23 protein-coding genes are annotated in these 25,838 nt (G+C 59.2%); 13 read left to right on the top strand and 10 right to left on the bottom strand.

The features are described 5' to 3' along the window. The first annotated feature begins 36 nt into the window (after positions 1-36). The 5 genes from oppB (at position 37) to I6L47_RS05945 (ending at position 5,161) form a co-directional block, all read left to right on the top strand. On the top strand, positions 37-957 hold the full coding sequence (oppB, locus tag I6L47_RS05965) for an oligopeptide ABC transporter permease OppB (protein ID WP_005337672.1): 921 nt from the start codon (positions 37-39) through the stop codon (positions 955-957). Positions 958-971: 14 nt separating this feature from the next. After that, positions 972-1,883: an oligopeptide ABC transporter permease OppC gene (gene oppC, locus I6L47_RS05960; RefSeq protein WP_005347162.1), complete on the top strand. Its 912-nt coding sequence runs from the start codon at positions 972-974 to the stop codon at positions 1,881-1,883. A 54-nt stretch (positions 1,884-1,937) separates the two neighbouring features. After that, positions 1,938-2,918, top strand: a complete 981-nt coding sequence (locus tag I6L47_RS05955) for an ABC transporter ATP-binding protein (RefSeq protein WP_005337668.1) — start codon at positions 1,938-1,940, stop codon at positions 2,916-2,918. After that, a complete protein-coding gene (gene oppF / locus I6L47_RS05950) occupies positions 2,919-3,914 on the top strand; it encodes a murein tripeptide/oligopeptide ABC transporter ATP binding protein OppF (protein WP_069529809.1) in 996 nt (331 codons plus the stop codon). A gap of 302 nt (positions 3,915-4,216) precedes the next feature. Beyond that, positions 4,217-5,161 carry a TerC family protein gene (locus tag I6L47_RS05945; RefSeq protein ID WP_005337664.1) on the top strand — a complete coding sequence of 315 codons (945 nt, stop codon included), beginning with the start codon at positions 4,217-4,219 and terminating at the stop codon, positions 5,159-5,161. Between the two features lie 65 nt (positions 5,162-5,226). Here I6L47_RS05945 and alr read toward each other — a convergent pair whose 3' ends face one another. After that, positions 5,227-6,453, bottom strand: a complete 1,227-nt coding sequence (gene alr, locus I6L47_RS05940) for an alanine racemase (RefSeq protein ID WP_103422279.1) — start codon at positions 6,451-6,453, stop codon at positions 5,227-5,229. Between the two features lie 173 nt (positions 6,454-6,626). Between alr and I6L47_RS05935 the strand changes: the two genes are divergently transcribed. Beyond that, positions 6,627-7,076 carry an isoprenylcysteine carboxylmethyltransferase family protein gene (locus I6L47_RS05935; protein ID WP_179902077.1) on the top strand — a complete coding sequence of 150 codons (450 nt, stop codon included), beginning with the start codon at positions 6,627-6,629 and terminating at the stop codon, positions 7,074-7,076. 94 nt (positions 7,077-7,170) lie between these two features. Here I6L47_RS05935 and tapW read toward each other — a convergent pair whose 3' ends face one another. Both tapW and I6L47_RS05925 read right to left on the bottom strand, forming a co-directional pair. Beyond that, positions 7,171-8,310, bottom strand: coding sequence for a type IVa pilus ATPase TapW (gene tapW / locus I6L47_RS05930; protein ID WP_075115215.1), 1,140 nt, complete (start codon positions 8,308-8,310; stop codon positions 7,171-7,173). A 57-nt stretch (positions 8,311-8,367) separates the two neighbouring features. Next, positions 8,368-8,724: a DMT family protein gene (locus I6L47_RS05925; RefSeq protein ID WP_005353120.1), complete on the bottom strand. Its 357-nt coding sequence runs from the start codon at positions 8,722-8,724 to the stop codon at positions 8,368-8,370. Positions 8,725-8,836: 112 nt separating this feature from the next. Between I6L47_RS05925 and I6L47_RS05920 the strand changes: the two genes are divergently transcribed. From I6L47_RS05920 to I6L47_RS05910, 3 genes are all read left to right on the top strand, one after another. Continuing rightward, positions 8,837-9,568: an ABC transporter substrate-binding protein gene (locus tag I6L47_RS05920; protein ID WP_216948890.1), complete on the top strand. Its 732-nt coding sequence runs from the start codon at positions 8,837-8,839 to the stop codon at positions 9,566-9,568. A 97-nt stretch (positions 9,569-9,665) separates the two neighbouring features. After that, positions 9,666-10,673, top strand: coding sequence for a vitamin B12 ABC transporter permease BtuC (btuC, locus tag I6L47_RS05915; protein ID WP_216948889.1), 1,008 nt, complete (start codon positions 9,666-9,668; stop codon positions 10,671-10,673). Between the two features lie 65 nt (positions 10,674-10,738). Next, positions 10,739-11,536: an ATP-binding cassette domain-containing protein gene (locus tag I6L47_RS05910; protein WP_216949322.1), complete on the top strand. Its 798-nt coding sequence runs from the start codon at positions 10,739-10,741 to the stop codon at positions 11,534-11,536. A 22-nt stretch (positions 11,537-11,558) separates the two neighbouring features. Here I6L47_RS05910 and aac(6') read toward each other — a convergent pair whose 3' ends face one another. Together aac(6') and I6L47_RS05900 are read right to left on the bottom strand one after the other, a co-directional pair. Then, positions 11,559-12,017 carry an aminoglycoside 6'-N-acetyltransferase gene (aac(6'), locus tag I6L47_RS05905; protein WP_139428413.1) on the bottom strand — a complete coding sequence of 153 codons (459 nt, stop codon included), beginning with the start codon at positions 12,015-12,017 and terminating at the stop codon, positions 11,559-11,561. Between the two features lie 6 nt (positions 12,018-12,023). Continuing rightward, entirely contained in the window at positions 12,024-13,088 is a 1,065-nt protein-coding gene (locus I6L47_RS05900; protein ID WP_139464052.1) for a 3-deoxy-7-phosphoheptulonate synthase, read from the bottom strand. Between the two features lie 144 nt (positions 13,089-13,232). Here I6L47_RS05900 and I6L47_RS05895 point away from each other — a divergent pair, with 144 nt between their 5' ends. Beyond that, positions 13,233-13,613, top strand: a complete 381-nt coding sequence (locus I6L47_RS05895; RefSeq protein ID WP_216948888.1) for a diacylglycerol kinase — start codon at positions 13,233-13,235, stop codon at positions 13,611-13,613. Positions 13,614-13,694: 81 nt separating this feature from the next. On the opposite strand, the gene serA is transcribed toward I6L47_RS05895, so the two are convergent. The 5 genes from serA to I6L47_RS05870 all read right to left on the bottom strand — a co-directional run bounded on the left by serA (position 13,695) and on the right by I6L47_RS05870 (position 19,613). Next, positions 13,695-14,927, bottom strand: a complete 1,233-nt coding sequence (serA, locus tag I6L47_RS05890; RefSeq protein ID WP_005337639.1) for a phosphoglycerate dehydrogenase — start codon at positions 14,925-14,927, stop codon at positions 13,695-13,697. Positions 14,928-15,251: 324 nt separating this feature from the next. Further along, complete coding sequence (gene rpiA, locus I6L47_RS05885; RefSeq protein ID WP_005353106.1) at positions 15,252-15,905, bottom strand: ribose-5-phosphate isomerase RpiA; 654 nt, start codon at positions 15,903-15,905, stop codon at positions 15,252-15,254. A 161-nt stretch (positions 15,906-16,066) separates the two neighbouring features. After that, entirely contained in the window at positions 16,067-16,663 is a 597-nt protein-coding gene (locus I6L47_RS05880; protein WP_058059524.1) for a 5-formyltetrahydrofolate cyclo-ligase, read from the bottom strand. Positions 16,664-16,859: 196 nt separating this feature from the next. Then, positions 16,860-18,194, bottom strand: a complete 1,335-nt coding sequence (locus I6L47_RS05875; RefSeq protein ID WP_216948887.1) for a Na+/H+ antiporter NhaC family protein — start codon at positions 18,192-18,194, stop codon at positions 16,860-16,862. 438 nt (positions 18,195-18,632) lie between these two features. Further along, positions 18,633-19,613 carry an alpha/beta hydrolase gene (locus I6L47_RS05870; RefSeq protein ID WP_216948886.1) on the bottom strand — a complete coding sequence of 327 codons (981 nt, stop codon included), beginning with the start codon at positions 19,611-19,613 and terminating at the stop codon, positions 18,633-18,635. Between the two features lie 273 nt (positions 19,614-19,886). Here I6L47_RS05870 and dapB point away from each other — a divergent pair, with 273 nt between their 5' ends. The 3 genes from dapB (at position 19,887) to carB (ending at position 25,751) form a co-directional block, all read left to right on the top strand. Further along, complete coding sequence (gene dapB, locus I6L47_RS05865) at positions 19,887-20,699, top strand: 4-hydroxy-tetrahydrodipicolinate reductase (protein ID WP_216948885.1); 813 nt, start codon at positions 19,887-19,889, stop codon at positions 20,697-20,699. 670 nt (positions 20,700-21,369) lie between these two features. Further along, positions 21,370-22,506, top strand: coding sequence for a glutamine-hydrolyzing carbamoyl-phosphate synthase small subunit (gene carA / locus I6L47_RS05860; protein ID WP_005337628.1), 1,137 nt, complete (start codon positions 21,370-21,372; stop codon positions 22,504-22,506). 20 nt (positions 22,507-22,526) lie between these two features. Then, on the top strand, positions 22,527-25,751 hold the full coding sequence (gene carB / locus I6L47_RS05855; protein WP_005337626.1) for a carbamoyl-phosphate synthase large subunit: 3,225 nt from the start codon (positions 22,527-22,529) through the stop codon (positions 25,749-25,751). Positions 25,752-25,838 lie beyond the last annotated feature (87 nt).

Raw genomic sequence — 25,838 nt, 5'->3', positions numbered from 1 at the left:
CGACCATTTGGAAGCAGTACAGGACAGGAAATGTCTATGTTGAAATTCATCTTTAAACGGCTATTGGAAGCGATCCCGACTCTGCTGGTCTTGATCACCGTCTCTTTCTTCATGATGCGTTTCGCCCCGGGTAACCCTTTTACCAGCGAGCGTTCACTGCCCCCCGAAGTCATCGCCAATATCGAGGCCAAATACGGGCTCGACAAACCCATTGGCATGCAATATCTCACTTACCTGGGCAACCTGGTGCAGGGTGATTTGGGCCCCTCTTTCAAATACAAGGATTTCACCGTCAATGATCTGGTGAGCCAGGCGCTGCCTGTTTCCGCCAAGATCGGGACCACGGCCTTCTTCTTCGCCGTGCTGCTGGGGGTCACCTTCGGCACCATAGCGGCACTGAAACAGAACACCATCATCGACTATCTACTGATGTCGTCGGCCATGGCCGGGGTGGTGATCCCGGGCTTTGTGCTGGCGCCCTTGCTGGTGCTGTTTTTCAGTATTCATCTGGGTTGGTTCCCTGCCGGTGGATGGCAGGGTGGTGGCATCCAGTTTATGGTGCTGCCGGTGTTCGGCATGATGATGTACTACATCTCTGCCATCTCGCGGATCATGCGGGGCAGCATGATCGAGACCATGAACTCCAACTTCATCCGTACCGCCCGTGCCAAGGGCTTGCCGCTGCGCCACATCATCCTGAAACACGCGCTGCGTCCGGCCATGCTGCCAGTGGTCTCCTATCTGGGCCCGGCCTTTGTCGGCATCATCACAGGTTCCGTGGTGATCGAGACCATCTTCGGCCTGCCGGGGATCGGTCAGCTGTTCGTCAACGGTGCCCTTAACCGTGATTACTCCATGGTGCTCGGTCTGACCATTCTGGTCGGCGCCCTCACCATCACCTTTAACGCTGTGGTCGATATTCTCTACGCCTTTATCGATCCCAAGATCCGTTACTAATTCGGGAGTTCATCATGGTTGTTTCAACTGAAAAACGCGATGCCGTCGAGGCGTTCGCGCAAAAAGTGGAAGTGGTGGAGGGGCGCTCCCTGTGGAAGGATGCCCGTCGCCGTTTCCTGCGCAACAAGGCGGCCCTGACCAGCCTGATCATTCTGACCATCATCGGTCTTGCGGTCATCTTTGGCCCCCATTTGTCCCAATACACCTTTGACGATCCGGACTGGGGCGCCATGCAGTCGCCGCCCGATATGGAAGCGGGTCACTACTTTGGTACCGACAGCCTGGGGCGCGATCTGTTCGTGCGCACCCTGCTGGGCGGCCGTATCTCCCTGATGGTCGGCATCATGGGCGCCATGGTGGCGGTCATCATCGGTACTTTGTATGGCGCGGCCTCCGGTTTTATCGGCGGGCGGGTCGACAGTCTGATGATGCGGGTACTGGAGATCCTCAACGCCTTCCCCTTCATGTTCTTTGTCATCATGCTGGTCACCTTCTTTGGCCGCAATCTGGCGCTCATCTTTATCGCCATCGGGGCGGTGAGCTGGCTCGACATGGCGCGGATCGTGCGCGGCCAGACTCTCAGCCTCAAGAGCAAGGAGTTTATCGAGGCGGCCCACGTCTGTGGCGTCTCCAAGTGGAAGATCATCACCCGTCACATCGTTCCGAACGTACTCGGTATCGTGGCCGTCTACGCCACCTTGCTGGTGCCGGGGATGATCATGTTTGAATCCTTCCTGAGTTTCCTGGGCCTTGGTGTTCAGGAACCGATGACCAGCTGGGGTGCCCTGCTGGATGAAGGCTCCAAGTCGATGGAAGTGGCCATCTGGCAACTGCTGTTCCCCGCCAGCTTTATGGTGGTGACCCTGTTTTGCTTCAACTTCCTCGGGGATGGTCTGCGTGACGCCCTCGATCCGAAAGATCGTTAATCGAGCATCGGGTCGACAGGAAAGCATCACGAAAGATCGATAAGGAGTTTTTATATGAAGTTACTGGATGTGAAAGATCTGCGGGTCGAGTTCAAGACCCCGGACGGCAATGTGGTGGCGGTCAACGACCTCAACTTTTCTCTCTCTGCGGGCGAAACCCTGGGGATCGTCGGCGAGTCCGGCTCCGGCAAATCCCAGACGGCCTTTGCCATCATGGGGCTGCTGGCCAAAAACGGCATTATTACCGGTTCCGCCAAGTTTCAGGGTGAGGAGATCCTCAACCTGCCGGAGTCCAAGCTCAACAAGATCCGTTCCGAGAAGATCGCCATGATCTTCCAGGACCCCATGACCTCGCTCAACCCCTACATGAAGGTGCAGGATCAGCTGATGGAAGTGCTGATGCTGCACAAAGGGGTGAGCAAGGCGGAAGCGTTCGAAGAGTCGGTACGGATGCTCGATGCGGTGAAGATCCCCGAAGCACGCAAGCGGATGGGGATGTATCCCCACGAGTTCTCCGGCGGCATGCGTCAGCGGGTGATGATCGCCATGGCACTGCTCTGCCGGCCGCAACTGCTGATCGCCGACGAACCGACCACCGCACTCGACGTGACCGTACAGGCCCAGATCATGACTCTGATGAACGAGCTCAAGCGCGAGTTCAACACCGCCATCATCATGATCACCCATGACCTTGGCGTGGTCGCCGGTATCTGCAACAAGGTGCTGGTGATGTATGCCGGTCGTACCATGGAGTACGGCAAGGTAGACGATATCTTCTATCGCCCGAGCCACCCCTACACCGAAGGTTTGCTGCGCGCCATTCCCCGCCTCGATACCGAAGGGGAGGTGCTGCCAACCATCCCGGGCAATCCGCCCAACTTGCTGCGTCTGCCCACCGGTTGCCCCTTCCAGGAGCGTTGCCACCGGGTCAGCGAGATTTGCGGCCAGCAGTCACCGATCCTGACCCCGTTCAACGACGGTCGGGAGCGTGCTTGTCACTGGGTTTCGGATGCCATGAACAAGGGAGCCAACTAAATGGGTGCCGACAAAAAATTGCTGTTGGAAGTGTCTGACCTCAAGGTCCACTTCAGTATCAAGAGTGGCAAGGCGTGGCCTTGGGCCAAACCGTCCGATCTCAAGGCGGTCGATGGTGTTACTCTGCGCCTCTACGAAGGGGAAACCCTCGGCGTGGTGGGTGAGTCCGGTTGCGGCAAATCTACCTTTGCCCGCGCCATCATCGGTCTGGTGCCGGCGACAGCGGGCAAGGTGGTGTGGCTGGGGGATGATCTTACCAAGCTCGACCAGAATGCCCTGCGCGAGAAGCGCAAAGAGATCCAGATGATTTTCCAGGATCCGCTGGCCTCTCTGAACCCGCGCATGACCATCGGCGACATCATTGCCGAGCCGCTCATCACCTTCTATCCCAACCTGCCACGGGAAGAGGTGAAGGAGAAGGTGCGCGCCATGATGAGCAAGGTGGGGTTGTTGCCCAACCTGGTCAACCGCTACCCGCACGAGTTTTCTGGCGGCCAGTGCCAGCGGATCGGGATTGCCCGGGCGCTGATCCTCGAGCCCAAGATGATCATCTGCGACGAGCCGGTCTCGGCGCTTGACGTCTCCATTCAGGCGCAGGTGGTCAACCTGCTCAAATCCCTGCAAAAGGAGATGGGGCTGTCGCTCATCTTCATCGCCCACGATCTGTCTGTGGTCAAACATATCTCCGATCGGGTGCTGGTGATGTATCTGGGCAACGCCGTCGAGCTGGGGACCCGCAAGGAGATCTTTGCCAATCCGCTGCACCCCTACACCAAGGCGCTGATGTCAGCGGTGCCGATCCCGGATCCTGAGCTGGAGCGCAACAAGGTGATCCAGATCCTGGAAGGGGACTTGCCCTCACCGATGAATCCGCCGTCAGGCTGCGTGTTCCGCACCCGCTGCCCGGTGGCTGGCCCCGAGTGTGCCAAGACCCGCCCTGTGCTGGAGGGGAACTTCGATCACGCAGTCTCCTGCCTCAAGGTCGATCCGCTCTGATGGGCATGTGTTGAACCTGCTTGCGGGGCTCCTTGATGGGGCCCCGATTTATTTTTGACGGCAGTGAAGATGCCTCTTGGCGTTATCTTTTACCGCTGCTACTATCCGCGCAACAAGGGGAGTAACTTCTCGCCGGTTTGTCGTCATTACGGTGCACCCATATCCTGCAGTGCACCCGGCAGCCGGGCAGTCGATGAAAATCAGCTGTAAGTGAGACCTTGCCGAGAGGCAAGGTGTATCTGCTCCAAACGCAAACCCACGCCTCTCGGTCGTGGGTTTTGTCGTTTTTGGGAGAAGTGAACATGGGTGAATGGTGGATGTGGACCGGTTTCTTCAGCATAGTGCTGGTCCTGTTATGGATAGACATACGCTTTGTCGGTGGCGGCAAGTCACACAAGGTGTCCCTCAAAGAGGCGGGTGTCTGGTCCCTCATCTGGGTCAGCGTGGCCCTGCTCTTCAACCTGGCTATCTGGCTCTGGCTGGATCACAGCGCGGGCCGTGAAATCGCCAACCAGAAGGGGTTGGAGTTCCTCACCGGCTACCTCATCGAGAAAGCGCTGGCAGTGGACAACGTCTTCGTCTGGCTGATGCTGTTCGGTTACTTTGCCATTCCGGCCGAGCTGCAGCGCCGGGTGCTGCTCTATGGAGTATTGGGTGCCATCGTGATGCGTGCCGGTATGGTGTTCGCGGGCAGCTGGCTCATCGAGCAGTTCCACTGGATCCTCTATCTGTTTGGCGCTTTCTTGCTGCTGACCGGTGCCAAGATGCTGTGGGCGGCCGACAAGGAGCCTGATCTCGCCAACAACCCGCTGCTGGGCTGGATGCGCCGTCGCTTCAAGGTGACCGAGACCCTGGAAGGGGAGAAGTTCTTCGTCTGGCGTGACGGTGTGCGCTATGCCACTCCGCTGCTGCTCATTCTGGTGCTGGTGGAGGTGAGCGACCTCATCTTCGCGGTGGACAGTATCCCGGCCATCTTCGCGGTGACCACGGATCCCTTCATCGTGCTGACCTCCAACATCTTTGCCATCATGGGTCTGCGTGCCATGTACTTCCTGCTGGCTGGTGTGGCTGATCGCTTCGCCCTGCTCAAGTACGGTCTGGCGTTGATCCTGATGTTTATCGGGGTCAAGATGCTGCTGCTGGATATCTTCAAGATCCCGACCGGCATAGCACTGGGCGTAGTCGCGTTGATCCTGCTGGCATCCATGGGGCTGAGTCTGTTTGTGACCCGTAAAAAGGCCGCTTGAGCGCGGCAGACAATTAAGCAATAACAACAAGGGCTCCCGCGGGAGCCCTTTTTCATATCGTGTTATCAGCGTTTGATCTTCTTGGGGTTGGTGTAGCCCCAGATGGTGTACATATCCGCCAGCAGGGCGCCGTTGTACTCCTCCAGATCCGCCTGTTTCACTTCGGCGTCACCCTGACGGCCAAACAGCACCACCTCGTCGCCGGGTTTCACCCCTTTCAGATCAGTCACATCCACCATGATGGTGTTCATGGAAGTCTTGCCGACCACCGGCACCTTCTGACCCTGGATCAGCACATAGGCTTTGTTGCTGAGGGCGCGGCGATAGCCATCGGAGTAGCCCAGCGGCAGGTTGGCGAGCCAGGAGTCACGCTTGAGAGTAAAGGTGCGGTCATAACCGACGGTGTTACCCGCTGCATAGTGGTTGACCGAGGCGACCTGGGTCTTGAATGCCATCACCCGCTTGTACTCGGTGTGGGAGGGGATGGAGTCACCGTAGAGCAGGCCACCCGGGCGCACCATGTCGAAGTAGGCGTCCGGCACGGCCAGGGTGGCGAAGGAGTTGGCTGCGTGGATGGTGATTTTGCTGCGATCCAGCTTGCCCGCTTCCAGCAGCCACTGGGAGTCCAGTTTGAACTGGGCCAGCCCCATCTTGACGTCCTCTTTCTCCTCAACCGGGAAGTGGGTCATGATGCCGACCGGGGTGATCCCCTTTAGCTTGAGCATGGCCAGCGCATCCTGTTTGGCATCGGCCAGACGCAGGTCGATGCCGTTGCGGCTCATGCCGGCGGAGTTGAGCGCGATATGCACCGGAATGGTGGTGTGGTGGCGCTGGGCGATATCGGCGATACCCTGTGCACTCACCAGACTGCCGATCAGCTCCTCCATCTTGTAGGGCAGGGCCTGCTCTACTTCATCCGGTGTGGCGGCACGCACCCGCATCAGACGGCCGGTAAAGCCCTTCTCGCGGGCGACGCGCGCCTCTTCGTTGCTGGCGATGCCGATGCAGGGGATATTGGCCTTGACCACGGAGGGGACCAGCAGATCGATGCCATGACCATAAGCGTCGGCCTTCATGATGGCGCAGATCTGTGGGCCCTTGTCGCCGAGGCGATCCTTGAGGGTCTGGATATTGTGTTCAAAGGCGCCCAGATCCACTTCCAACCAGGCGTTGCTGGCGGTTTGCTCCTGGCCGTTGCGATGATCCGTCGCAAGGGGCAGATAGGGAGCCGCAACGGCTTGGCCCGCGAGCAGGCCGAAGATCAGGGTAGCCAGCAGAGTTTTCTTGTGCATGGTGATTCCTTTTTGTTGTTCGCGTTGGATAGTTTGGACGGGGTCGGCCACATTGGTGGTGGTTTAACCACAACTTGTTGTTATTATTATGATCTTTGTCACTCTCAACAGGCGCTGACTGGTTGGGAGTCTACCGCAACACGGGGTCGGCTGACACTCGTCAGGGGAAGAAAATGGTCAATCTTGAGTTACGTTTGCCACCACCGCTGATCTTCCTGCTCTGTGCCGGGGCCATGTGGTGGCTAAGAGGGGAGAGCCAGCCCGGTATCTGGGCAATGACGCTGATGACTGTGCTGGTCGTGGCGGGGGCCATCATGGGCTTTGGGGCCCTGCAACGGTTTCGTCACCACCAGACCACGGTCAGCCCCACCAAACCCCAGCACACCAGCCGTCTGGTGACCTGTGGCGTCTATCGTGTCAGCCGCAATCCCATGTATCTGGGCTTGCTCTGCTGGCTGGCCGCCTGGGGCTGCTATCTCGGTGGAAGTTGGGTCTGGGTTGGGCCAATCGTGCTGGTGGCCTGGCTGACCCGCTTTCAGATCATGCCGGAGGAGCGGTTGCTGCGCGCCCGTTTTGGCGACGAGTATGTGGCGTATTGCCAGCGCGTTCGCCGTTGGTGCTGACTGGCTGTGATCTGCGTGGGCTGAGCGGATAAGTCGGGCCAGCCATGCTGGATAAAGAGAACCCCGGGCTGGCCCGGGGTTCTCGAGGGATAGGTTAGAAAAAATCGCCCTTCTCGTCCTTGGTGGGTTCGAGGCTCCAGCCGGTGGCATCGCTGCTGCTGGCAATCTGCCCCTTCTCCTTCCACAGCTTGATCTTGAGGCGCAGGTTGTTGGCCGAGTCGGCGTTCTTCACCGCCTCTTCTTCCTCAATTACCCCTTCCACCACCAGATCAAACAGGGCACTGTCGAAGGTGACCATGCCGAGGGCCTTGGATTTCTCCATCACCTCTTTGAGGCCGCCAAATTCGCCGCGCTTGATCATGTCGCGGATGGTGTGGGTGCCGAGCATGATCTCCACTGCGGCCCGGCGGCCGCCATCGGTGGTTTTCACCAGCCGTTGGGAGACAAAAGCCTTGAGGTTGTTGCCCAGATCGTTGAGCAGCTGGGGGCGGCGCTCCTCGGGGAAGAAGTTGATGATGCGATCCAGCGCCTGGTTGGCGTTGTTGGCGTGCAGGGTGGAGATGGCAAGGTGGCCGGTTTCGGAGAAGGCCAGCGCATGTTCCATGGTCTCGCGATCGCGGATCTCGCCGATAAGAATGACATCCGGCGCCTGACGCAGGGTGTTTTTCAGGGCGGCGTGGAAGCTACGGGTATCCACGCCAACCTCCCGCTGGTTGATGATGCTCTTGCGGTGGCGATGAACGAACTCCACCGGATCTTCGATGGTGATGATGTGGCCGCCGCTGTTGCGGTTGCGATGGTCGATAAGCGCCGCCAGCGAAGTGGATTTACCCGAGCCGGTACCGCCGACAAACAGCACCAGACCGCGTTTCTCCATGATGGTGTCGAGCAGCACAGGCGGGAGTTTGAGGTCTTCAAAGCGGGGGATTTCGGTCTTGATGTTGCGGGCCACCAGAGAGACTTCGTTGCGCTGCTTGAAGATGTTGACCCGAAAGCGGCCGATCTGGGGCAGGGAGATGGCGAGGTTCATTTCCAGATCCTTCTCGAACTGCTGCTTCTGCTCGCTATCCATGATCTCGGCGGCGATCCGCGCCACTTCACCCGGTTCCAGCGGCGTTTCGTTGAGGGGGCGCAGGCCGCCGTTAAATTTGGCGCAGGGGGGCGCGCCGGTCGACAGATAGAGGTCTGAGCCATCCTGCTTGGCCAGGATCTGTAACATGTCTCGCAATTCCATTTTTTGCCTCGTCGATCAATGAGATGCCATGAGCGGGATGATATTGAGTGTACAGCCTCAGGCGCCGGTCAGTTTCTCGCGAAAGACAAAAAAGACCGCACCGAGAATGCAGAGCCCTGCCCAGAGATAGTCCCATTTCAGATCTTCCTTGAGATAGAAGATAGAGAAGGGGACGAATACGGTGAGTGTGATCACTTCTTGCAGGATTTTAAGTTGGCCCACGCTCATCACCGTATGGCCGATGCGGTTGGCGGGCACTTGCAGCAGGTATTCGAACAGGGCGATACCCCAGCTCACCAGGGCGGCAATGATCCAGGGTTTGTGGTTCATGCTCTTGAGGTGAGCGTACCAGGCGAAGGTCATAAAGACGTTGCTGCAGAGCAGCAGACCGATACTGGCGAAAATCGGGTTCATAGGGTTCTCCTTGAAAATCCGGCGCATTTTATCCCTGAACCACGGGTTTTCATACGTGGTGCGGGAGGGTATTTTTAACCAACAGGATAAGCCGTGCGAGGTATGCGACGGGATGGGCAAGTTATGCGGGATAGTGTTGTTACTGTTATTGGCCATGCCGGTGCGAGCGACCCCGACGCTGACGGTGGCCACCGATCTGTGGCCGCCATTTCGCATCCTGCAAGCGGATGGCCGGTTGCAGGGGCTCGACATGGACATCCTGCGCCGGTTGCAACAGGCGAGCGGCATTGAGTTGCAGGTACGGCGGATGCCGTGGGGCAGGGCGCTCAAGCAGATGCAGACCGGTCAGGTCGATCTGATGATTGGTCTCGCCTATACCGCCGAGCGGGCGCAGTTTATCGACTATCTGCAGCCAGCCTACTATCAGTGCTGGCCCGCGTTTTATGGTCAGCCGGTCAATGTGGCCCGGATCCACCAATACCGCGATCTGCAGGGGGTGAAGGTGGGCTATGTGCTCAACTCCGCCTATTTTGAGCCCTTCAACAGTGACAGCCGCCTCGACAAGCACGGAGTACCCACCGAAGATCAGCTGCTGCGCATGGTGCAGCGCGGTCACCTGCCGCTGATGATTGGCACCGACTGTCAGGTGGACTATGCCCTGAGTCAGGGAAATGCCAGCCGGATAGGCAAGGCGGACTACCGCCCCGCCACGCCGGTGACCCTCTATCTGGGGATGAGCAAGCACTCACCTCACCAGTCGCTGCGTCAGCCCTTGCTGGTGGCGCTGCAAAATCTGGTGGCCAGCGGCGAGATAAGCGTGATGGCCAAGCGTTACCAGCCTTGACCTTGGGTGGCAAGCCACTGTTATTATGCCCTTTTCCTGCTTCCCCCCCGACGCTGCGACTGGGCCGGGGGGAAGCCTTGTTATTCGGGGATCCTCCTTGTACCTCTCCCTTATCGCCCGCCAGCAGCGCTGGCAGCGGCGCTGGCTCTGTGGCCTGACGCTGCTGACCCTGCTGCTGTTTCTCTTCTCCCTCGTCTGGGGCGAGTTTGTGCTGCTGCCCTGGCGGCCTCTTGGCGAGCTCGAACAGCGCATCCTGCTGGAGCTGCGCCTGCCGCGCGCCTTGCTGGCCCTCTTGGCTGGCGCAGCCCTTGCTTGTGGCGGTGCCGTGTTGCAGGTGATGCTGCACAATCCGGTGGCGGAGCCCGGGCTGCTTGGTGTCTCGAGCGGAGCAGGACTGGCTGCCATGGTGGCGATGGCAGTGGCCAAGTCCCTCGGCCTCTATCTGCCCGGCTGGGGGCTGTCGCTGGCGGCCTTCGGTGGCGCCTTGCTGGTGACCATGTTGCTCATTCGGCTGGCTCGCCGGGCGCGTCTCGGTCATGCTCGCTTGCTGTTGTTTGGCGTCGCCATCGGTATTCTCACCAATGCCGCCATGACCTGGTTGATGTACTTTGCCGACGACGGCTCCTTGCGTGAATTCATGTTCTGGATGATGGGCAGCCTCTCTTACGGCAGCCAGCAGTTCGGCTGGTGGTGGCTGGTGCTGCCGCTCACCCTGGGCTGGCTCTGCTGGCAGGGCAAGGCGCTGCAACAGTTGTTGTTGGGGGAGACTCAGGCCCGCCTGATGGGGATGGATGTCGACAAGATGCGGGTGCGGCTGGTGCTGGCGGTCTGTCTGCTGACCGGTGTGGCGGTGTCGTTGTGTGGCGTCATCGGTTTTGTCGGGTTGGTGGTGCCCCATCTGCTGCGGCTCTGCGGTGGCAGCGATCAGCGCTTTCTGCTGCCTGCCTCGGCGCTTGGCGGAGGGGCCCTGCTGCTGGCGGCCGATCTGGTTGCTCGATCCACCCTGAGCGCGGGGGAGTTGCCTATCGGCGTCATCACCGCCTCGGTGGGGGCGCCGCTCTTTATCTACCTGCTATTGAGGCAAACTGCCGATGGTGCTGCATGAATATCCGCATGATTTGGTCGGGGCGCGCAGTCTCCCTATTTACCCGTTGTTGAGGCAAGATGCCGATGTCGCCCGCTGATCCCATGCCGGTTTCTTCTCGTGCTGCTGCGCCGCTGCTGGAGGCGAGCGCACTCGCCATTGCTGGACGGCTCTCTCCCCTCGATATCCGCTGGCATGGCGGCCAGTTGGTGGCGCTGCTTGGCCCCAATGGCAGTGGCAAGTCGACCCTGCTCGGGGCGCTGGCGGGGATTTTACCCGCCGATGGCACAGTGCTGCTGGGGGGGGAGGTGCTTACTGACCTGAGTTGGCCCGAGCTTGCCAAGCAGCGTGCCATGCTACCCCAGCGTCAGCCCCAGCTGTTTCATATTCCGGTGTTTCAGGTGTTGAGCCTGGGGTTCGATGAGGCGGTTGCGCCCGCCAGACAGAATGAGGCGATAAATGCATTGTGCGAGGCATTGGAGCTGGAAGCTTTGCTGGCTCGTGACTTCAGCCGGTTGTCGGGGGGCGAGCAGCAGCGGGTGCTGATTGCCCGCACCCTGTTGCAGCTGTGGCCGAGCCTCAATCCGACCGGCAAGGTGCTGCTGCTGGATGAGCCGCTGGCGGGGCTCGATCTGCATCACCAGCTGGCGCTGTTGCGGTTGCTGAAAACCCTGGCCGGGCAGGGATTGCTGGTGGTGCTCGCCATCCACGATATCAATCTGGCCATCGACTGGGCCGACCGCATTCTCTGCCTGCAAGGGGGCGCGGTAGTGCGCGAAGGGGGTATCGAGCTGGTGGATGAGGCGCTGCTGGCGCAGGTATTCCAGATCCGCACCGACCGCATCGAAGCGGCTGGCCGGGTGTGGTTTATGCCCAGTTTGTGAGAAACAAGAAAGGCCCTTGGCGTCAGCCGAGGGCCTTTTTGAAGAATACGACTCGCTCCGTTTCGGCAAAGCCGAGTTGTTGGTGCATCTGCTGCGAGGCAAGATTGTCGATGGCGGCATCGGAGGCCAGTTCCCGGCAACCCAGCTCGCGGCCCCACTGCGCCACCTGAGCGATCAAGGCTTGGGCCACCCCACGCTGGCGCGAGGCCGGTTGCACATAGACCCCTTCCAGATACATCACAGGGCTGCTGTTGCAGCCATTCACGTAATCGTGGCGCAGGGCTGCATCGGCAAAGCCTACCGCCTGACTCTGCTCATCCAGCGCCAGAAAGGCGTTGAGATGTGCATTGGCCAACATCTCAACCCCTTCCTGCAGGTGCGCCGAAAGTGCGTGGTGCGGCCACAGCTGCTGGCGAAGGGTTGCCCACTGCGCCAGCAGCGTCTCATCGAGGGGGACTATCTGCCAGCCGATATTCGTCATCGGGGCTCAGGCTTGCCGCTTGGCAAGGCGTACCAGTGCAGCCTCTGCCAGCATCGCCAGCAGGGTTTCGGTATCGTTCCATGACAGGCAGGCATCGGTGATGCTCTGGCCAAAGGTGGCGGCGCAGCCGTTCTCCACATCCTGACGCCCTTCCACCAGGAAGCTCTCGGCCATGATGCCGGCGATGCCGGTACGGCCGCGGCGCAGCTGATCGCAGATATCTTGCGCCACCAGCAGCTGACGACGGTGATCCTTCATGCTGTTGCCGTGGCTGAAATCGACCACCAGCCGCTCCGGCAGACCCACATCGGCCAGCGCTTCACACGCTTCATCGACACTGGCGGTGTCGTAGTTTGGCCGGTGGCCACCACGCAGGATCACATGACCAAAGGGGTTACCGGCGGTGCGGTAGATGGTCATCTTGCCGTCCTTGTCCGGCGAATAGAAGATGTGGCTGTGACGGGCGGCGCGCACCGCATCGATGGCGATGCGGGTATTGCCGTCGGTGCCGTTCTTGAAGCCAACCGGGCAGGAGAGGGCCGAAGCCATCTCGCGGTGTACCTGGGATTCGGTGGTGCGTGCGCCGATGGCGCCCCAGGTGATGAGGTCGGCAATATACTGGCCGGTCACCATATCGAGGAACTCGGTGGCGGTGGGCATGCCGATCTCGTTGATGTCGACCAGCAGTTTGCGCGCCAGTTTCAGCCCTTCGTTGACGTCGAAGCTGCCATCGAGGCGCGGATCGTTGATGAGCCCTTTCCAGCCGACGATGGTGCGCGGCTTCTCGAAGTAGGTGCGCATCACGATGCAGAGGCTCTCTTTATACTGCTCGCGCAGGGCGTTGAGGCGCTGGGCATACTCGCGAGCAGCAGCGGGATCATGGATAGAGCAGGGGCCGACAATGACCAGCAGGCGCTGATCGTCTCCGGCCAGAATGGCTTCCACTTCGCGACGGGCATCCAGCAGATTCTGGGCAATGGTATCGGTGATCGGAAACGCGTGTGCAAGCTCGCTCGGAGTGATCAGTGACTCCAGGCGACGGGTGCGCAATTCATCTGTGTGAATGGACATACAACTCAAGTCTCGAGTGGGTGGTGTCAGCCGCAAGGGGCGAAAAAGCAAAGAGATAAAATAAAGCAAAAGTCCCCTGATTGAAACCTTGGGGGGCTCTGATAGGATGTGAGGCCAAAATCGATTCCAAATGAGGTAGATAGCGTGGCAAAGCCAGGGGCAACCGGGGTCACCCGCATCATCAACGCAACCGGTTACAGCATGAAGGGGCTCAAGTCAGCCTGGATTAATGAGGCGGCTTTTCGGCAGGAGCTGATGCTGATCCTGTTGCTGATGCCACTGGCCTTCTGGCTGGGGGATTCCCTCAACCAGATCCTGCTGCTTATCGTCATCAGCTGGCTGGTGGTGATTGTCGAGATCCTCAACTCCGCCATTGAAGCTGTGGTAGACAGGGTTGGCTCCGAGCATCATGAGCTCTCCGGTCGCGCCAAGGATTTGGGCTCTGCCGCCGTCTTTATCGCGCTAGCCCTGAACGTCTTGGTATGGGGCGCGCTGGTGGGCCGCAACCTGTTGGGGTGGTGGTAAGCCATCACGCAGCTATCAGGCTCCACAACGTAAAAAAGCCCGTCATCATGACGGGCTTTTTGCTGCGCAGATAAGGGTCTATCAGTGGAGGATGCGGGCGCGGATGGTGCCGTTGATCTCCTTGAGCTTGGCGAGCGCCTTCTCGCTGTGCTCGGTCTCCACGTCGATCACCACGTAACCGATATGGCTGCTGGTCTGCAGGTATTGACCGGCGATGTTGATCCCCTCTTCGGCGAAGATCTGGTTGATCTGGTTCATCACGCCCGGCTGGTTGCGGTGAATGTGCAGCAGGCGGCTGGAGCCCTTATGGCCCGGCAGCGACACTTCCGGGAAGTTGACGGCAGAGAGGGTGGAGCCGTTGTCGGAGTATTTGACCAGCTTGTTGGCCACTTCCAGCCCGATGTTCTCCTGCGCCTCATGGGTGGTGCCACCGATGTGCGGGGTCAGGATGACGTTCTCCAGCCCACGCAGCGGGCTTTGGAACTCCTCGTCATTGGACTTGGGCTCGACCGGGAAGACGTCGATGGCGGCGCCGGCAATATGGCCGCTCTTGATGACGTCAGCCAGCGCATCGATATCCACCACGGTACCGCGGGCGGCGTTGATGAAGATGGCGCCCGGTTTCATCATCCGCAACTGCTCGGCACCGATCATGTTCTTGGTGGAGGCGGTCTCCGGTACGTGCAGGCTGATGACGTCAGACATATTCAGCAGCTCGACCATGCTTGGCACTTGGATGGCGTTGCCCAGCGAGAGCTTGTTCTCGATATCGTAGTAATAAACCTTCATGCCGATGCTTTCGGCGATGATGCCAAGCTGGGTACCGATGTGGCCGTAGCCGATGATGCCGAGCTTCTTGCCGCGCGCTTCCACCGAGCGGTTGGCCAGCTTTTCCCACACCCCGCGATGGCACTTGGCGTTCTTCTCGGGAATGCCGCGCAGCAGCAGCAGGATCTCGCCCAGCACCAGTTCGGCAACCGAGCGGGTGTTGGAGAAGGGGGCGTTGAAGACCGGAATACCGCGGATCTGGGCCGCTTCCAGCTCGACCTGGTTGGTACCGATGCAGAAGCAGCCGATGGCGACCAGTTTGTTGGCGGCGTCGAGTACCTTCTCGGTGATCTGGGTGCGGGAGCGCAGCCCGATGAAATGGACGTCGCGGATCTGCTCGATCAGCTCCTCTTCGGAGAGCGAGGTCTTGAGATACTCCACACTGGTGTAACCTGCGGCACGAAAGGTCTCTACGGTGTTGGGGTGAACCCCCTCCAGCAGCAGAACCTTGATTTTATCCTTGTCCAACGAAAACTTGGCAGTCATGACGATCCCTCTGTATGTGCAAACGTAAGTGCAGATTTGGTGTGCGAAGAAAACCGTAAAGTAGCAAAAACGTTTGGGAGAGGGAATATTTGTGACGAAAGTCAAATTCTTTGAAGTTATCAACGAATGTTGTAAACATCCGTATGCAACTTGTTGAGGGATAAATAAAAACGGCGCCATCAGGCGCCGTTATTTATTCACAGTGCAATGTTTGGGTCATATCCCATCCCGGGGCTCAATCAACGCCGCTATTGCGTCAGGGCTGGCAGTGTGGCGCTGGCGGGCGAGGGAGGATGCCGCTGCACTGTGCTGCCGGTGTCGGGATTACTGGGTAATCACGCCGTCCGGCGTACCGATCAGGACAACATCGGCGCCGCGGGCGGCGAACAGGCCGTTGGTGACCACGCCAACAATGGCGTTCAGTCGCACTTCCAGCGCCTTGGCGTCGGTAATGGCCATGCCTTTTACATCCAGAATGTGGTTGCCGTTGTCGGTGACCACGCCTTCACGCCACACCGGGTTGCCACCCAGTTTGCGGATTTCACGGGCCACGTATTCGCGGGCCATCGGGATCACTTCCACCGGCAGCGGGAACTGGCCCAGCACGTCGACGGTTTTGGTGTTGTCGATGATGCAGATGAACTTGTCAGCGACGGCGGCAACGATCTTCTCGCGGGTCAGGGCTGCGCCACCGCCCTTGATCATGTCGCGGGTTGCGTTGATCTCGTCGGCGCCATCCACATAGACGGAGAGGGCGTCGATCTCGTTGAGATCATATACGGTGATGCCGAAGCCCTTGAGGCGCTCGGTAGAGGCCACGGAGCTGGATACCGCGCCCTTGATCTCGTCCTTCATGGTCGCCAGCGCGTCGATAAAGTGGTTGACGGTAGAGCCGGTGCCCACCCCGACGATGGTGCCGGGAACCACATACTTGAGCGCAGCCCAACCGGCCGCCTTCTTCATTTCATCTTGAGTCATGATCGTTCCTTAAGAAAAAAGCGGGCGCATTATATCCAACCCGGTACCCCGTCGCGACCTTGTTGCTCACGTTCCTGGGCAAAAAGAGGGACTTTGTAAATCGTTTGCCTGTTTATTCTGCGTTTGCGCGCACAAAGCAGGGGCTGCCTGCCAAAAACAGCTTATTCAAAGCGCCAGCAGTGGCTTGGGGTGATGATCTGGGGCAGCGGCACATCCCACTCCTCTTGCGGGACCGCATCCACCTGCTGGCAGTCGTGGGCAATGCCGAGCGGCTTGGGGCCCAGCTTGTGCTCATGCCAGATGGCGAGAGTGCGATCGTAGTAGCCGCCACCCATGCCAAGACGATTGCCCTGGGCATCGAAGGCGACCAGCGGGGTGCAGATAAGATCGAGCGTGCTGTGGGGCACCACCTGCAGGATATCCAGCTCCGGCTCTTCGATGCCGTAGCGGTTGCGTACCATGGGGCTGGTGGCGGTATAGCGCAAAAAGAGCAGGTGACCCGGGGTAAAGGGGTGGAGCACCGGCAGGTAGACCTCTTTGTGCTGGGCCCACAGCCAATGGATGGTGGGCAATGGATTGATCTCCCCGTCATTGGCCAGATAGAGGGCAATGCGTTTGGCGGCGAGGATCTCGGGGTGTTGCTTGAACTGGGCCAGCAGCTGTTGGGCCGCCAATTGCTGCTCGGCCGGACTCAGATTTTTGCGGCGTTGACGAACCAGTTGGCGCAGGGATTGACGTTCGGGTTGGGACTCATGCATGGGGAACCTCTGGTATAGCTGCGCATCGATGGCTTGAACGCGCTCTACCTTAGCACATTCACTCTTGACGTTAAGGGGGGCAGGACGGCTGATGCCCGGAACGGTGGGATAAATGCTGGCGGATCCGATAGTGAGTCAACAAGGGCCAGGGTGTGGCCCCTGTTGATGGCATGTCGGCGCGCCAGCGTCTGGTCAGTTACTTCTCAGCCTTGCCGCGCATCTGGTGCTTCACGAGCACGGCAATGAGTGCCGCTACCGCGAGTGCCATCGGGTAGAAACTCATGCTTACTACCGCCAACGGCGACAGGGCGAAGATGGATCCCAGCAGCAGCGCCTGTGCGCCCCAGGGGATCAGACCCTGTACCACGCAGGAGAAGATATCGAGCATGGAGGCGGCGCGGCGCGGGGTGACACCGTGGTGTTCGGCCAGATCCCGGGCTACCTTGCTGGCGACGATAATAGCCACCGTGTTGTTGGCGGTGCACAGGTTGGTGAGGCTCACCACCCCGGCGATGCCGAGCTCGGCGGCTTTCTCGTTCTGTTCACCATTGTGCTCGCGAGTGAAACGGGCAATCAGGGCGCTGATGCGCTCGCTGATCCATGCCAGTCCACCCTGACGTTCCATCAGGGCGCCGAGGCCGCCGATCAGCATGGAGAGCAGGAAGATCTCCTGCATGCCGGTAAAGCCCTGATAGATATCCTTGCTGAACTGACCGATGGCGTAGCCGTTGATCATGCCCACCGCACCGGCGGCCAGAATACCGATCCCCAGCACCACAAATACATTCACTCCGGCGAGCGCCAGCCCCAGGATCAGCAGATAAGGCATCACCTTGAACAGCTCGATGGCACTGCCGTTGGCAGGGGATTCACCCACTGAGCCCAGGGTCAGATAGAGCAGGATCACCGCGATGGCAGCAGGGGCCGCAATCTTGAAGTTCTCGCGGAACTTGTCCTTCATCTCGCACCCCTGACTGCGGGTTGCTGCTATGGTGGTGTCGGAGATGATGGAGAGGTTATCGCCAAACATTGCGCCGGAGAGAATGGTACCTGCCATCAGTACCGGATCGATACCGGCCGCCTGCGCCACGCCCAGCGCCACGGGGGCCACGGCACCTATGGTGCCCATGGAGGTGCCCATGGCGGTAGCAATAAAGGCAGAGATGAGGAACAGCCCGGGCAACAGCGCCCAGCCGGGGATGAGCGACAGGCCCAGCGCCACAGTAGCATCAACCCCGCCGGTGGCCTTGGCCACGCTGGCAAAGGCGCCCGCCAGCAGATAGATAAGGCACATCGCCATGATATTGCTGTGGCCGACCCCCTTGAAGAAGGTCTCCAGATTGCTGTTGAAGCTCTCTTTGCCAAGCAGCAGGGCGAGCATCACCGCAGGCAGGGCTGCAACCGGAGCGGGCAGCTGATAGAAGGCGAATTCGACCCCCTGCAGGGTCAGCCAGGTACCGGTACCGATAAAGAGTGCGAGAAAAACCAGAAGTGGCAACAAGGCCCTGGCACTGGGTTGAGTCTGGATCATGTGTTCCTCTGAAATTGAACAATGACCTCCTGTCATAAACTGCTTTGTACCTGTATCGGATAGGGATAGGGGGAAAACAGGGCGGGCATCCTGCCGCATTGGGGTGCCCACAGTAGTGAGTCAACCTCGCCTGGTCAAGATAGACGTCCAGATGGATAGGTGTTTTTGTTTGATGATTCTGGTGTTATTGAGATATCCAAAGAATATTCGGAAAAAGAAGTTGGTGCTGTTTATTGTTCATTGCTGTTCTGGCTCAGTCAGCGGGTATCTGGGGGTATCGCGTGCCTTTAATAAGGAAAGAGGGAAACGATAAGATCTCTGCATGCCATCTTGGGGATTTCTCCCGCTGCCAAACGTCAGCCGCACCTCTTTCTATCTCTACGTGAGCATGGTGCGGATATTTCCAGAACGTGTGGACACAAGACCTAGGCTGTGTGGTTACTGTGTCAGTTTCTCCACCGCCTGAACGGCTGTCGCGAGAGCATCCTGTTCCAGCGTCAGGGGAATGTGGCCAATTCCGGGCAGCAGGGTGACAGGCCAGGAGATGCCGAGACGTCTTAACTCAGGTTCAAGTTGATCTGTTTGGAAGGCTTCGTCATTTGCACCCGCGATCACGGCGCAGGGGCGTTGCACATTGCGTAAATTCTGCTGATAGTCGCGCTCTGGCTGAAAGTTCGAGGCAAGGTTGAAGGAGTAGGAGGGGGTCAGCAGGGATTTCGCCTCATCATTAAGGGCAAAGTTCAGCACGGTCAGATGGTTGAGTGCGGAAATATGGAAACCGTTGAGGATGCTCAGGGCGATGAGGCGAGGCAAGCCGACACGCACCCAGCCACCGCTGTTGGGCCGGTAGTTGGCGGCGGTGGGGCCGAGATAGGGGGAGAGCAGCAGATAGCTCTCGAACAGAGTTTGTCGCGCACTGCCAGCAACACGCAGGACAAAGCCACCCCCTGACGAGAAGCCGACGAGTGTTGCAGGCTTGTCGGGGGCTACCGACTTGATGAAATCTTCCAGATCGTCCTCAAGCTGGCCGATGTAGGCAATGGTGCCTTTGTTGCCCGATGCGCCATGGCCGCGAATATCGAGGGCGTAGGCGTCGTATCCCGCTTGCGAAAAGGCGCTCGCCATCTTGTGCATGCTCTGACTGCTGGCAGAAGAGCCGTGAACCAGTACCACGCTGCCCTTGACCTTGTTGTTCTTCGTATTGCCCTCTGCGCCATAGTGCCGATAGGCCAGCTGCGTGCCGTCACGCGCTGGGTATCTTGAGAGGGGTGGCATGTTGCTCCAGCCACTCCCCTTGAAAGGGTCGTTGATGCTGGCCATCGCCGGTGCCGGGCTCGGCCCGCCAAACAGCAGAGCCGCGGCCAGCATGACCAGGGTCAGTGATATCAACCCCACAGCAAACAGCAATCCTGCGCTCATCCTTGCACCTCATTTGATATCGACACGGGCGTTGCCCTGATTTTGCTTATGCTGGCATTTCACTCGTTCGAACCTATCAGATGGCACCCGGTCTGCCAAATGATGGAGTGAGACGATGAAAAACGGCCTGTGACCAAAAGGAAGTTCTTGGCCAGCCAGTGGGCGCTGCCGTTGGCGAGTGCAGCAAGGAGTGGTGGCATCATGGCTTTTCAAACCCGGCGCGGGCTGGTAAAACGGTCTCTTTCCATAATTAAAAGAGATGAGAGGGTGGAGATGGACAATCCGATCCGTGTGGCCGTGATGGGCTGTAATGGTCGTATGGGCAAGGTGCTGCTGGAGGCCATCACCAACACCGATGGCGTGGTGGTCGGGGCTGCACTGGAGCGGCCGGGCTCGGCGGTGATCGGCCTCGATGCCGGTGAGCTGGGCGGGCTGGGCCATCTGGGCGTGGCCATCAGCGACAGTCTGGACAAGGTGCGTGACGAGTTTGATCTCATCATCGACTTCACTCGTCCGGAGGTGACCCTGGCCAATCTGGCTTTTGCGCTGGCCCACCACAAGCAGATGGTGATCGGCACCACCGGTTTTGACGATGCAGGCAAGGCCGCCCTGAAAGAGGCGGGCAAGCAGATCGGTATCGTGTTCGCCTCCAACTACTCGGTCGGGGTCAACCTGGTGTTCAAGCTGCTGGAGCAGGCCGCCAAGGTGATGGGGGATTACACCGACATCGAGATCATCGAGGGCCACCATCGCCACAAGGTGGATGCGCCATCCGGTACTGCGCTCTCCATGGGGGAAGTGGTCGCCAAAACGCTGGGCCGGGATCTCAAGGAGTGCGCCGTCTATGGTCGCGAGGGGATCACTGGCGAGCGGGATCGCAACACTATCGGCTTTGCCACCATTCGCGCCGGCGATCTGGTGGGGGAGCATACCGTCATGTTTGCCGATATCGGCGAGCGGGTGGAGATCAGCCACAAGGCCTCCAGCCGTCTGACCTTCGCCAACGGTGCTGTGAGGGCGGGCAAGTGGCTTGGTCAGCAGGGGGCCGGTCTTTATGACATGCAGGATGTGCTCAATCTCAAGTGATGCCTCTGAGCGGCACTTTCGTACTACTGCTACCCCAGTGAAAAACCCCGGCTTGCCGGGGTTTTTGCTGTCAGTCAGCCAGAGTTTGTGTAAAAAGACACGCTGCCTGCAATTTTTAATTGAATGCCTTATAAATCACAATATTGCGTTATCCGCCAGATTTCCCCTTCCTGAATGTCATCACCAGGTAACAGATTTGAGCATCTTTATGGCTGATTAAGCCATTTTTTTACACCGACAAGAAAAGACTAAAAATTCAAACGCGGAAAAACGTTTTCCATTTTTCATGCTCACTCTTGTCATCATAAAAACGTTAAATTTGTCATTAATGTTTTTTTTGTAAAAATAAACGCCATTGTTTTAATTGGGTTTTTTGTTTGTTTTTGTCGTTATCTCTGGCTTGGTGGCATCTTTTGGTGGTGGTTTTTACTTTTCTTTCGTGGGAGGGGGTTGCAAAGCGACCAAGTGCATAGATAATGGGTAATGTTGCTTTTTTATTGAATTTAGATGCGTTTCATCTGAGAAAAGACGTTGAAATGCCACTTTTTTTAAGTAGAATGCGCCCAATTTGCCAGAAATCTGCCGGGTTCGAGTCCTGTCCAAGACCGGAACCGAGCCCGCAACACCCAGGTAAATTGCTGAATTTAAAGCTAAATAACTGGAGGTTGTCTTGAATCACACTGCATTGCTAGTGCTGGAAGATGGAACTGTGTTCAAAGGCGTGTCGATAGGCGCCGAGGGATGTTCCGTTGGTGAAGTGGTTTTCAATACGTCGATGACGGGCTATCAGGAAATCCTCACCGATCCCTCTTATTCCCGTCAGATCGTCACCCTCACTTACCCCCATATAGGCAACACCGGCACCAACAGCGAAGATGAAGAGTCCAGTCAGATCCATGCTCAGGGATTGATCATCCGGGACCTTCCGATACTTGCCTCCAATTTCCGCAATCAGCAATCCCTCTCCGAATACCTCAAGTCTCACAACATCGTTGGCATCGCCGACATCGACACCCGTAAACTGACCCGCATCCTGCGCGAGAAAGGCGCTCAGGCTGGCTGCATTCTGGCCGGGAAACAGGTCGATGAAGCCTATGCCCTCGAACAGGCCCGCGCCTTCCCCGGTTTGAAGGGAATGGATCTGGCCAAAGAGGTGACGGTTGGTGAGGCGTACAACTGGACCGAAGGGAGCTGGCAGCTTGGCAAGGGGCACGTCACCCCGGATGCCGACCAGCTGAAATACCACGTGGTAGCCTATGACTTTGGCGTCAAGCGCAACATCCTGCGGATGCTGGTTGACCGTGGCTGCCGCCTGACCGTGGTGCCTGCCAAGACCCCGGCCGCCGAGGTACTGGCAATGAACCCGGATGGCATCTTCCTCTCCAACGGCCCCGGCGACCCCGAGCCGTGCGACTACGCCATCGAGGCCATCAAGGCTTTCCTCAATACCAACACGCCGGTATTCGGCATCTGTCTGGGTCACCAGCTGCTGGGTCTGGCCTCCGGCGCCAAGACCGTCAAGATGAAGTTTGGCCACCACGGCGCCAACCATCCGGTGAAGAGCCTCGATGACAACACCGTCATGATCACCGCTCAGAACCACGGCTTTGCGGTAGACGAGAACAGCCTGCCGGATTGCCTGCGCGCCACCCACGTCTCCCTGTTCGATGGTTCCCTGCAAGGTATCCATCGCACCGACCGTCCGGCCTTCAGCTTCCAGGGGCACCCCGAAGCGAGCCCGGGCCCGCACGACTGTGCCGGTCTTTTTGACCACTTTATTGAATTGATTAAGCAGTATCGCGCCTAAGAAATAGAGGAAAGAGTTTCATGCCAAAACGTAATGACCTTCAGAGCATCCTGATCCTCGGCGCCGGCCCCATCGTCATCGGCCAAGCCTGCGAATTTGACTACTCCGGCGCTCAGGCGTGCAAAGCCCTGCGCGAGGAGGGCTACCGCGTCATTCTGGTCAACTCCAACCCGGCCACCATCATGACCGACCCGGAGATGGCAGACGCCACCTACATCGAGCCCATCACCTGGGAAGTGGTGCGCGAAATCATCAAGAAAGAGCGCCCGGACGCCATCCTGCCCACCATGGGCGGCCAGACTGCGCTTAACTGCGCACTGGCGCTGGAGAAGCATGGCGTGCTGGCCGAGTTCGGTGTCGAGATGATCGGTGCCACCGCCGACGCCATCGACAAGGCCGAAGACCGCTCCCGCTTTGACAAGGCGATGCGCAGCATTGGCCTCGAGTGCCCGCGTGCCGGCATCGCCCACAACATGGAAGAGGCGTGGGGCGTGCAGCAGATGGTCGGTTTCCCCTGCATCATCCGTCCCTCCTTTACCATGGGCGGCTCCGGTGGCGGCATCGCCTACAACACCGAAGAGTTCGTCGAGATCTGCGAGCGCGGTCTGGACTTGTCGCCGACCAAAGAGCTGCTCATCGACGAGTCGCTGATCGGCTGGAAAGAGTACGAGATGGAAGTGGTGCGGGATCGCAACGACAACTGCATCATCGTCTGCGCCATCGAAAACTTCGACCCCATGGGTATCCACACCGGTGACTCCATCACGGTCGCGCCAGCCCAGACGCTGACCGACAAGGAGTACCAGCTGATGCGTAACGCCTCCATGGCGGTGCTGCGCGAGATCGGCGTCGAGACCGGCGGCTCCAACGTCCAGTTCGGTATCAACCCGAAAGATGGCCGCATGGTCATCATCGAGATGAACCCGCGGGTGTCGCGCTCCTCTGCGCTGGCTTCCAAGGCGACCGGTTTCCCCATCGCCAAGATCGCTGCCAAGCTCGCCATCGGTTACACCCTCGACGAGCTGATGAACGACATCACCGGCGGTCGCACTCCGGCCTCCTTCGAGCCAGCCATCGACTACGTGGTCACCAAGGTGCCGCGCTTCAACTTCGAGAAATTCGCCGGTGCCAACGACCGTCTGACGACCCAGATGAAGTCGGTCGGCGAAGTGATGGCCATCGGCCGCAACTTCCAGGAGTCCTTGCACAAGGCGCTGCGCAGCCTCGAAACCGGCAAGACCGGCTTCGACCCCATGGTGGATCTGAACGCCCCGGACTCCCTGACCCGCATCCGTCACGAGCTGCAGGATGCAGGTAGCGACCGTATCTTCTACATCGCCGATGCGTTCCGCGCCGGTCTCTCCATGGATGGCATCTTCAAGCTGACCAAGATTGACCCCTGGTTCCTGGTGCAGATTGAAGACCTGGTGAAGCTGGAGGAAGAGGTGAAAGAGCGCGGCATGGCCGGTCTCGATGCCGACTTCCTGCGCGCCCTCAAGCGCAAAGGCTTTGCCGATGCCCGTCTGGCCAAGATCCTCGGTGTGGCCGAAGGGGAAGTGCGCAAACTGCGCGCCCGCCACAACATCTTCCCGGTTTACAAGCGGGTTGATACCTGCGCCGCCGAGTTCGCCACCAACACCGCCTACATGTACTCCAGCTATGACGAGGAGTGCGAAGCGGCCCCGAGCAACCGCGACAAGATCATGATCATCGGCGGCGGCCCGAACCGTATCGGTCAGGGTATCGAGTTCGACTACTGCTGTGTGCACGCGGCGCTGGCCCTGCGCGAAGACGGTTACGAGACCATCATGGTCAACTGCAACCCGGAGACCGTCTCCACCGATTACGACACCTCGGATCGTCTCTACTTCGAGCCGGTGACCCTGGAAGATGTGCTGGAAATCGTGCGCATCGAAAAACCCAAGGGCGTCATCGTTCAGTACGGTGGCCAGACCCCGCTGAAACTGGCCCGTGCACTGGAAGCCAACGGCGTGCCGATCATCGGTACCAGCCCGGATGCCATCGACCGCGCCGAAGACCGCGAGCGCTTCCAGTCTGCTGTCGAGCGCCTCGGCCTCAAGCAGCCGGAAAACGGCACCGTCACCGCACTGGAGCAGGCCGTGCTGCTGGCCGAGCGTATCACCTACCCGCTGGTGGTTCGCCCCTCCTACGTGCTGGGTGGCCGCGCCATGGAAATCGTCTATGACGAGCAGGATCTGCGTCGCTACTTCGCCGAGGCGGTGAGCGTCTCCAACGAATCGCCGGTACTGCTGGACCGCTTCCTGGACGATGCGACCGAGCTGGACGTGGATGCCATCTGCGACGGCACCGATGTAGTCATCGGCGGCATCATGGAGCACATCGAGCAGGCCGGTATTCACTCCGGTGACTCCGGTTGCTCCCTGCCTCCTTATACCTTGTCCAAGAAAATTCAGGACGAGATCCGCGAGCAGGTGCGCAAGCTGGCGCTGGAGCTCGGCGTTATCGGCCTGATGAACGTGCAGTTCGCGGTCAAGGGCGATGACATCTACCTCATCGAGGTGAACCCGCGTGCCGCCCGTACCGTGCCGTTTGTCTCCAAGGCGACCGGTGCTCCGCTGGCCAAGATTGCCGCCCGTGTTATGGCCGGTCAGTCGCTGCAAGAACAGGGCTTCACCAAAGAGATCATCCCACCCTACTACTCGGTGAAAGAGGTGGTACTGCCGTTCGCCAAGTTCCCGGGGGTTGACCCGCTGCTGGGGCCAGAGATGCGCTCTACCGGTGAGGTAATGGGTGTGGGCAGCAGCTTTGCCGAGGCCTATGCCAAGGCGCAGCTGGGTGCCAACCACGCCGTACCGAAAGAGGGTCGTGCCCTCTTGTCAGTGCGTCACAGCGACAAGGCGCAGGTGGTCGACTTGGCCGCCAAGCTGCTGGAGCTGGGCTACGAGCTGGATGCCACTCACGGCACCGCCGTCGCGCTGGGTGAGGCGAGCATCAACCCGCGTCTGGTCAACAAGGTGCACGAAGGTCGCCCGCACATTCTCGACCGCATCAAGAATGGCGAGTACACCTACATCGTCAACACCGCCGAAGGACGGGTGGCGATCCAGGACTCCAAGCAGCTGCGTCGCGCCGCCTTGCAGAACAAGGTGGCGTATACCACCACCATGAACGAGGCGTTTGCCACCTGCATGGCCATCAGCGTGGATGCCACCGCCAATGTCAACTCGGTGCAGGAGCTGCACCAGAAGGTGAAAAACCGCTAAGAGTTTGCAGCGGGTATCAGCCCGACTTGCCAGACGACCAACCCCCGCCAGCGATGGCGGGGGTTTCTTTTTATCTGGCGCTCACCG

Origin of the sequence: Aeromonas sp. FDAARGOS 1417, assembly GCF_019046985.1 — a bacterium.
Classification (GTDB): domain Bacteria; phylum Pseudomonadota; class Gammaproteobacteria; order Enterobacterales; family Aeromonadaceae; genus Aeromonas; species Aeromonas veronii.
This window is presented reverse-complemented; position numbering and strand designations above follow the sequence as displayed.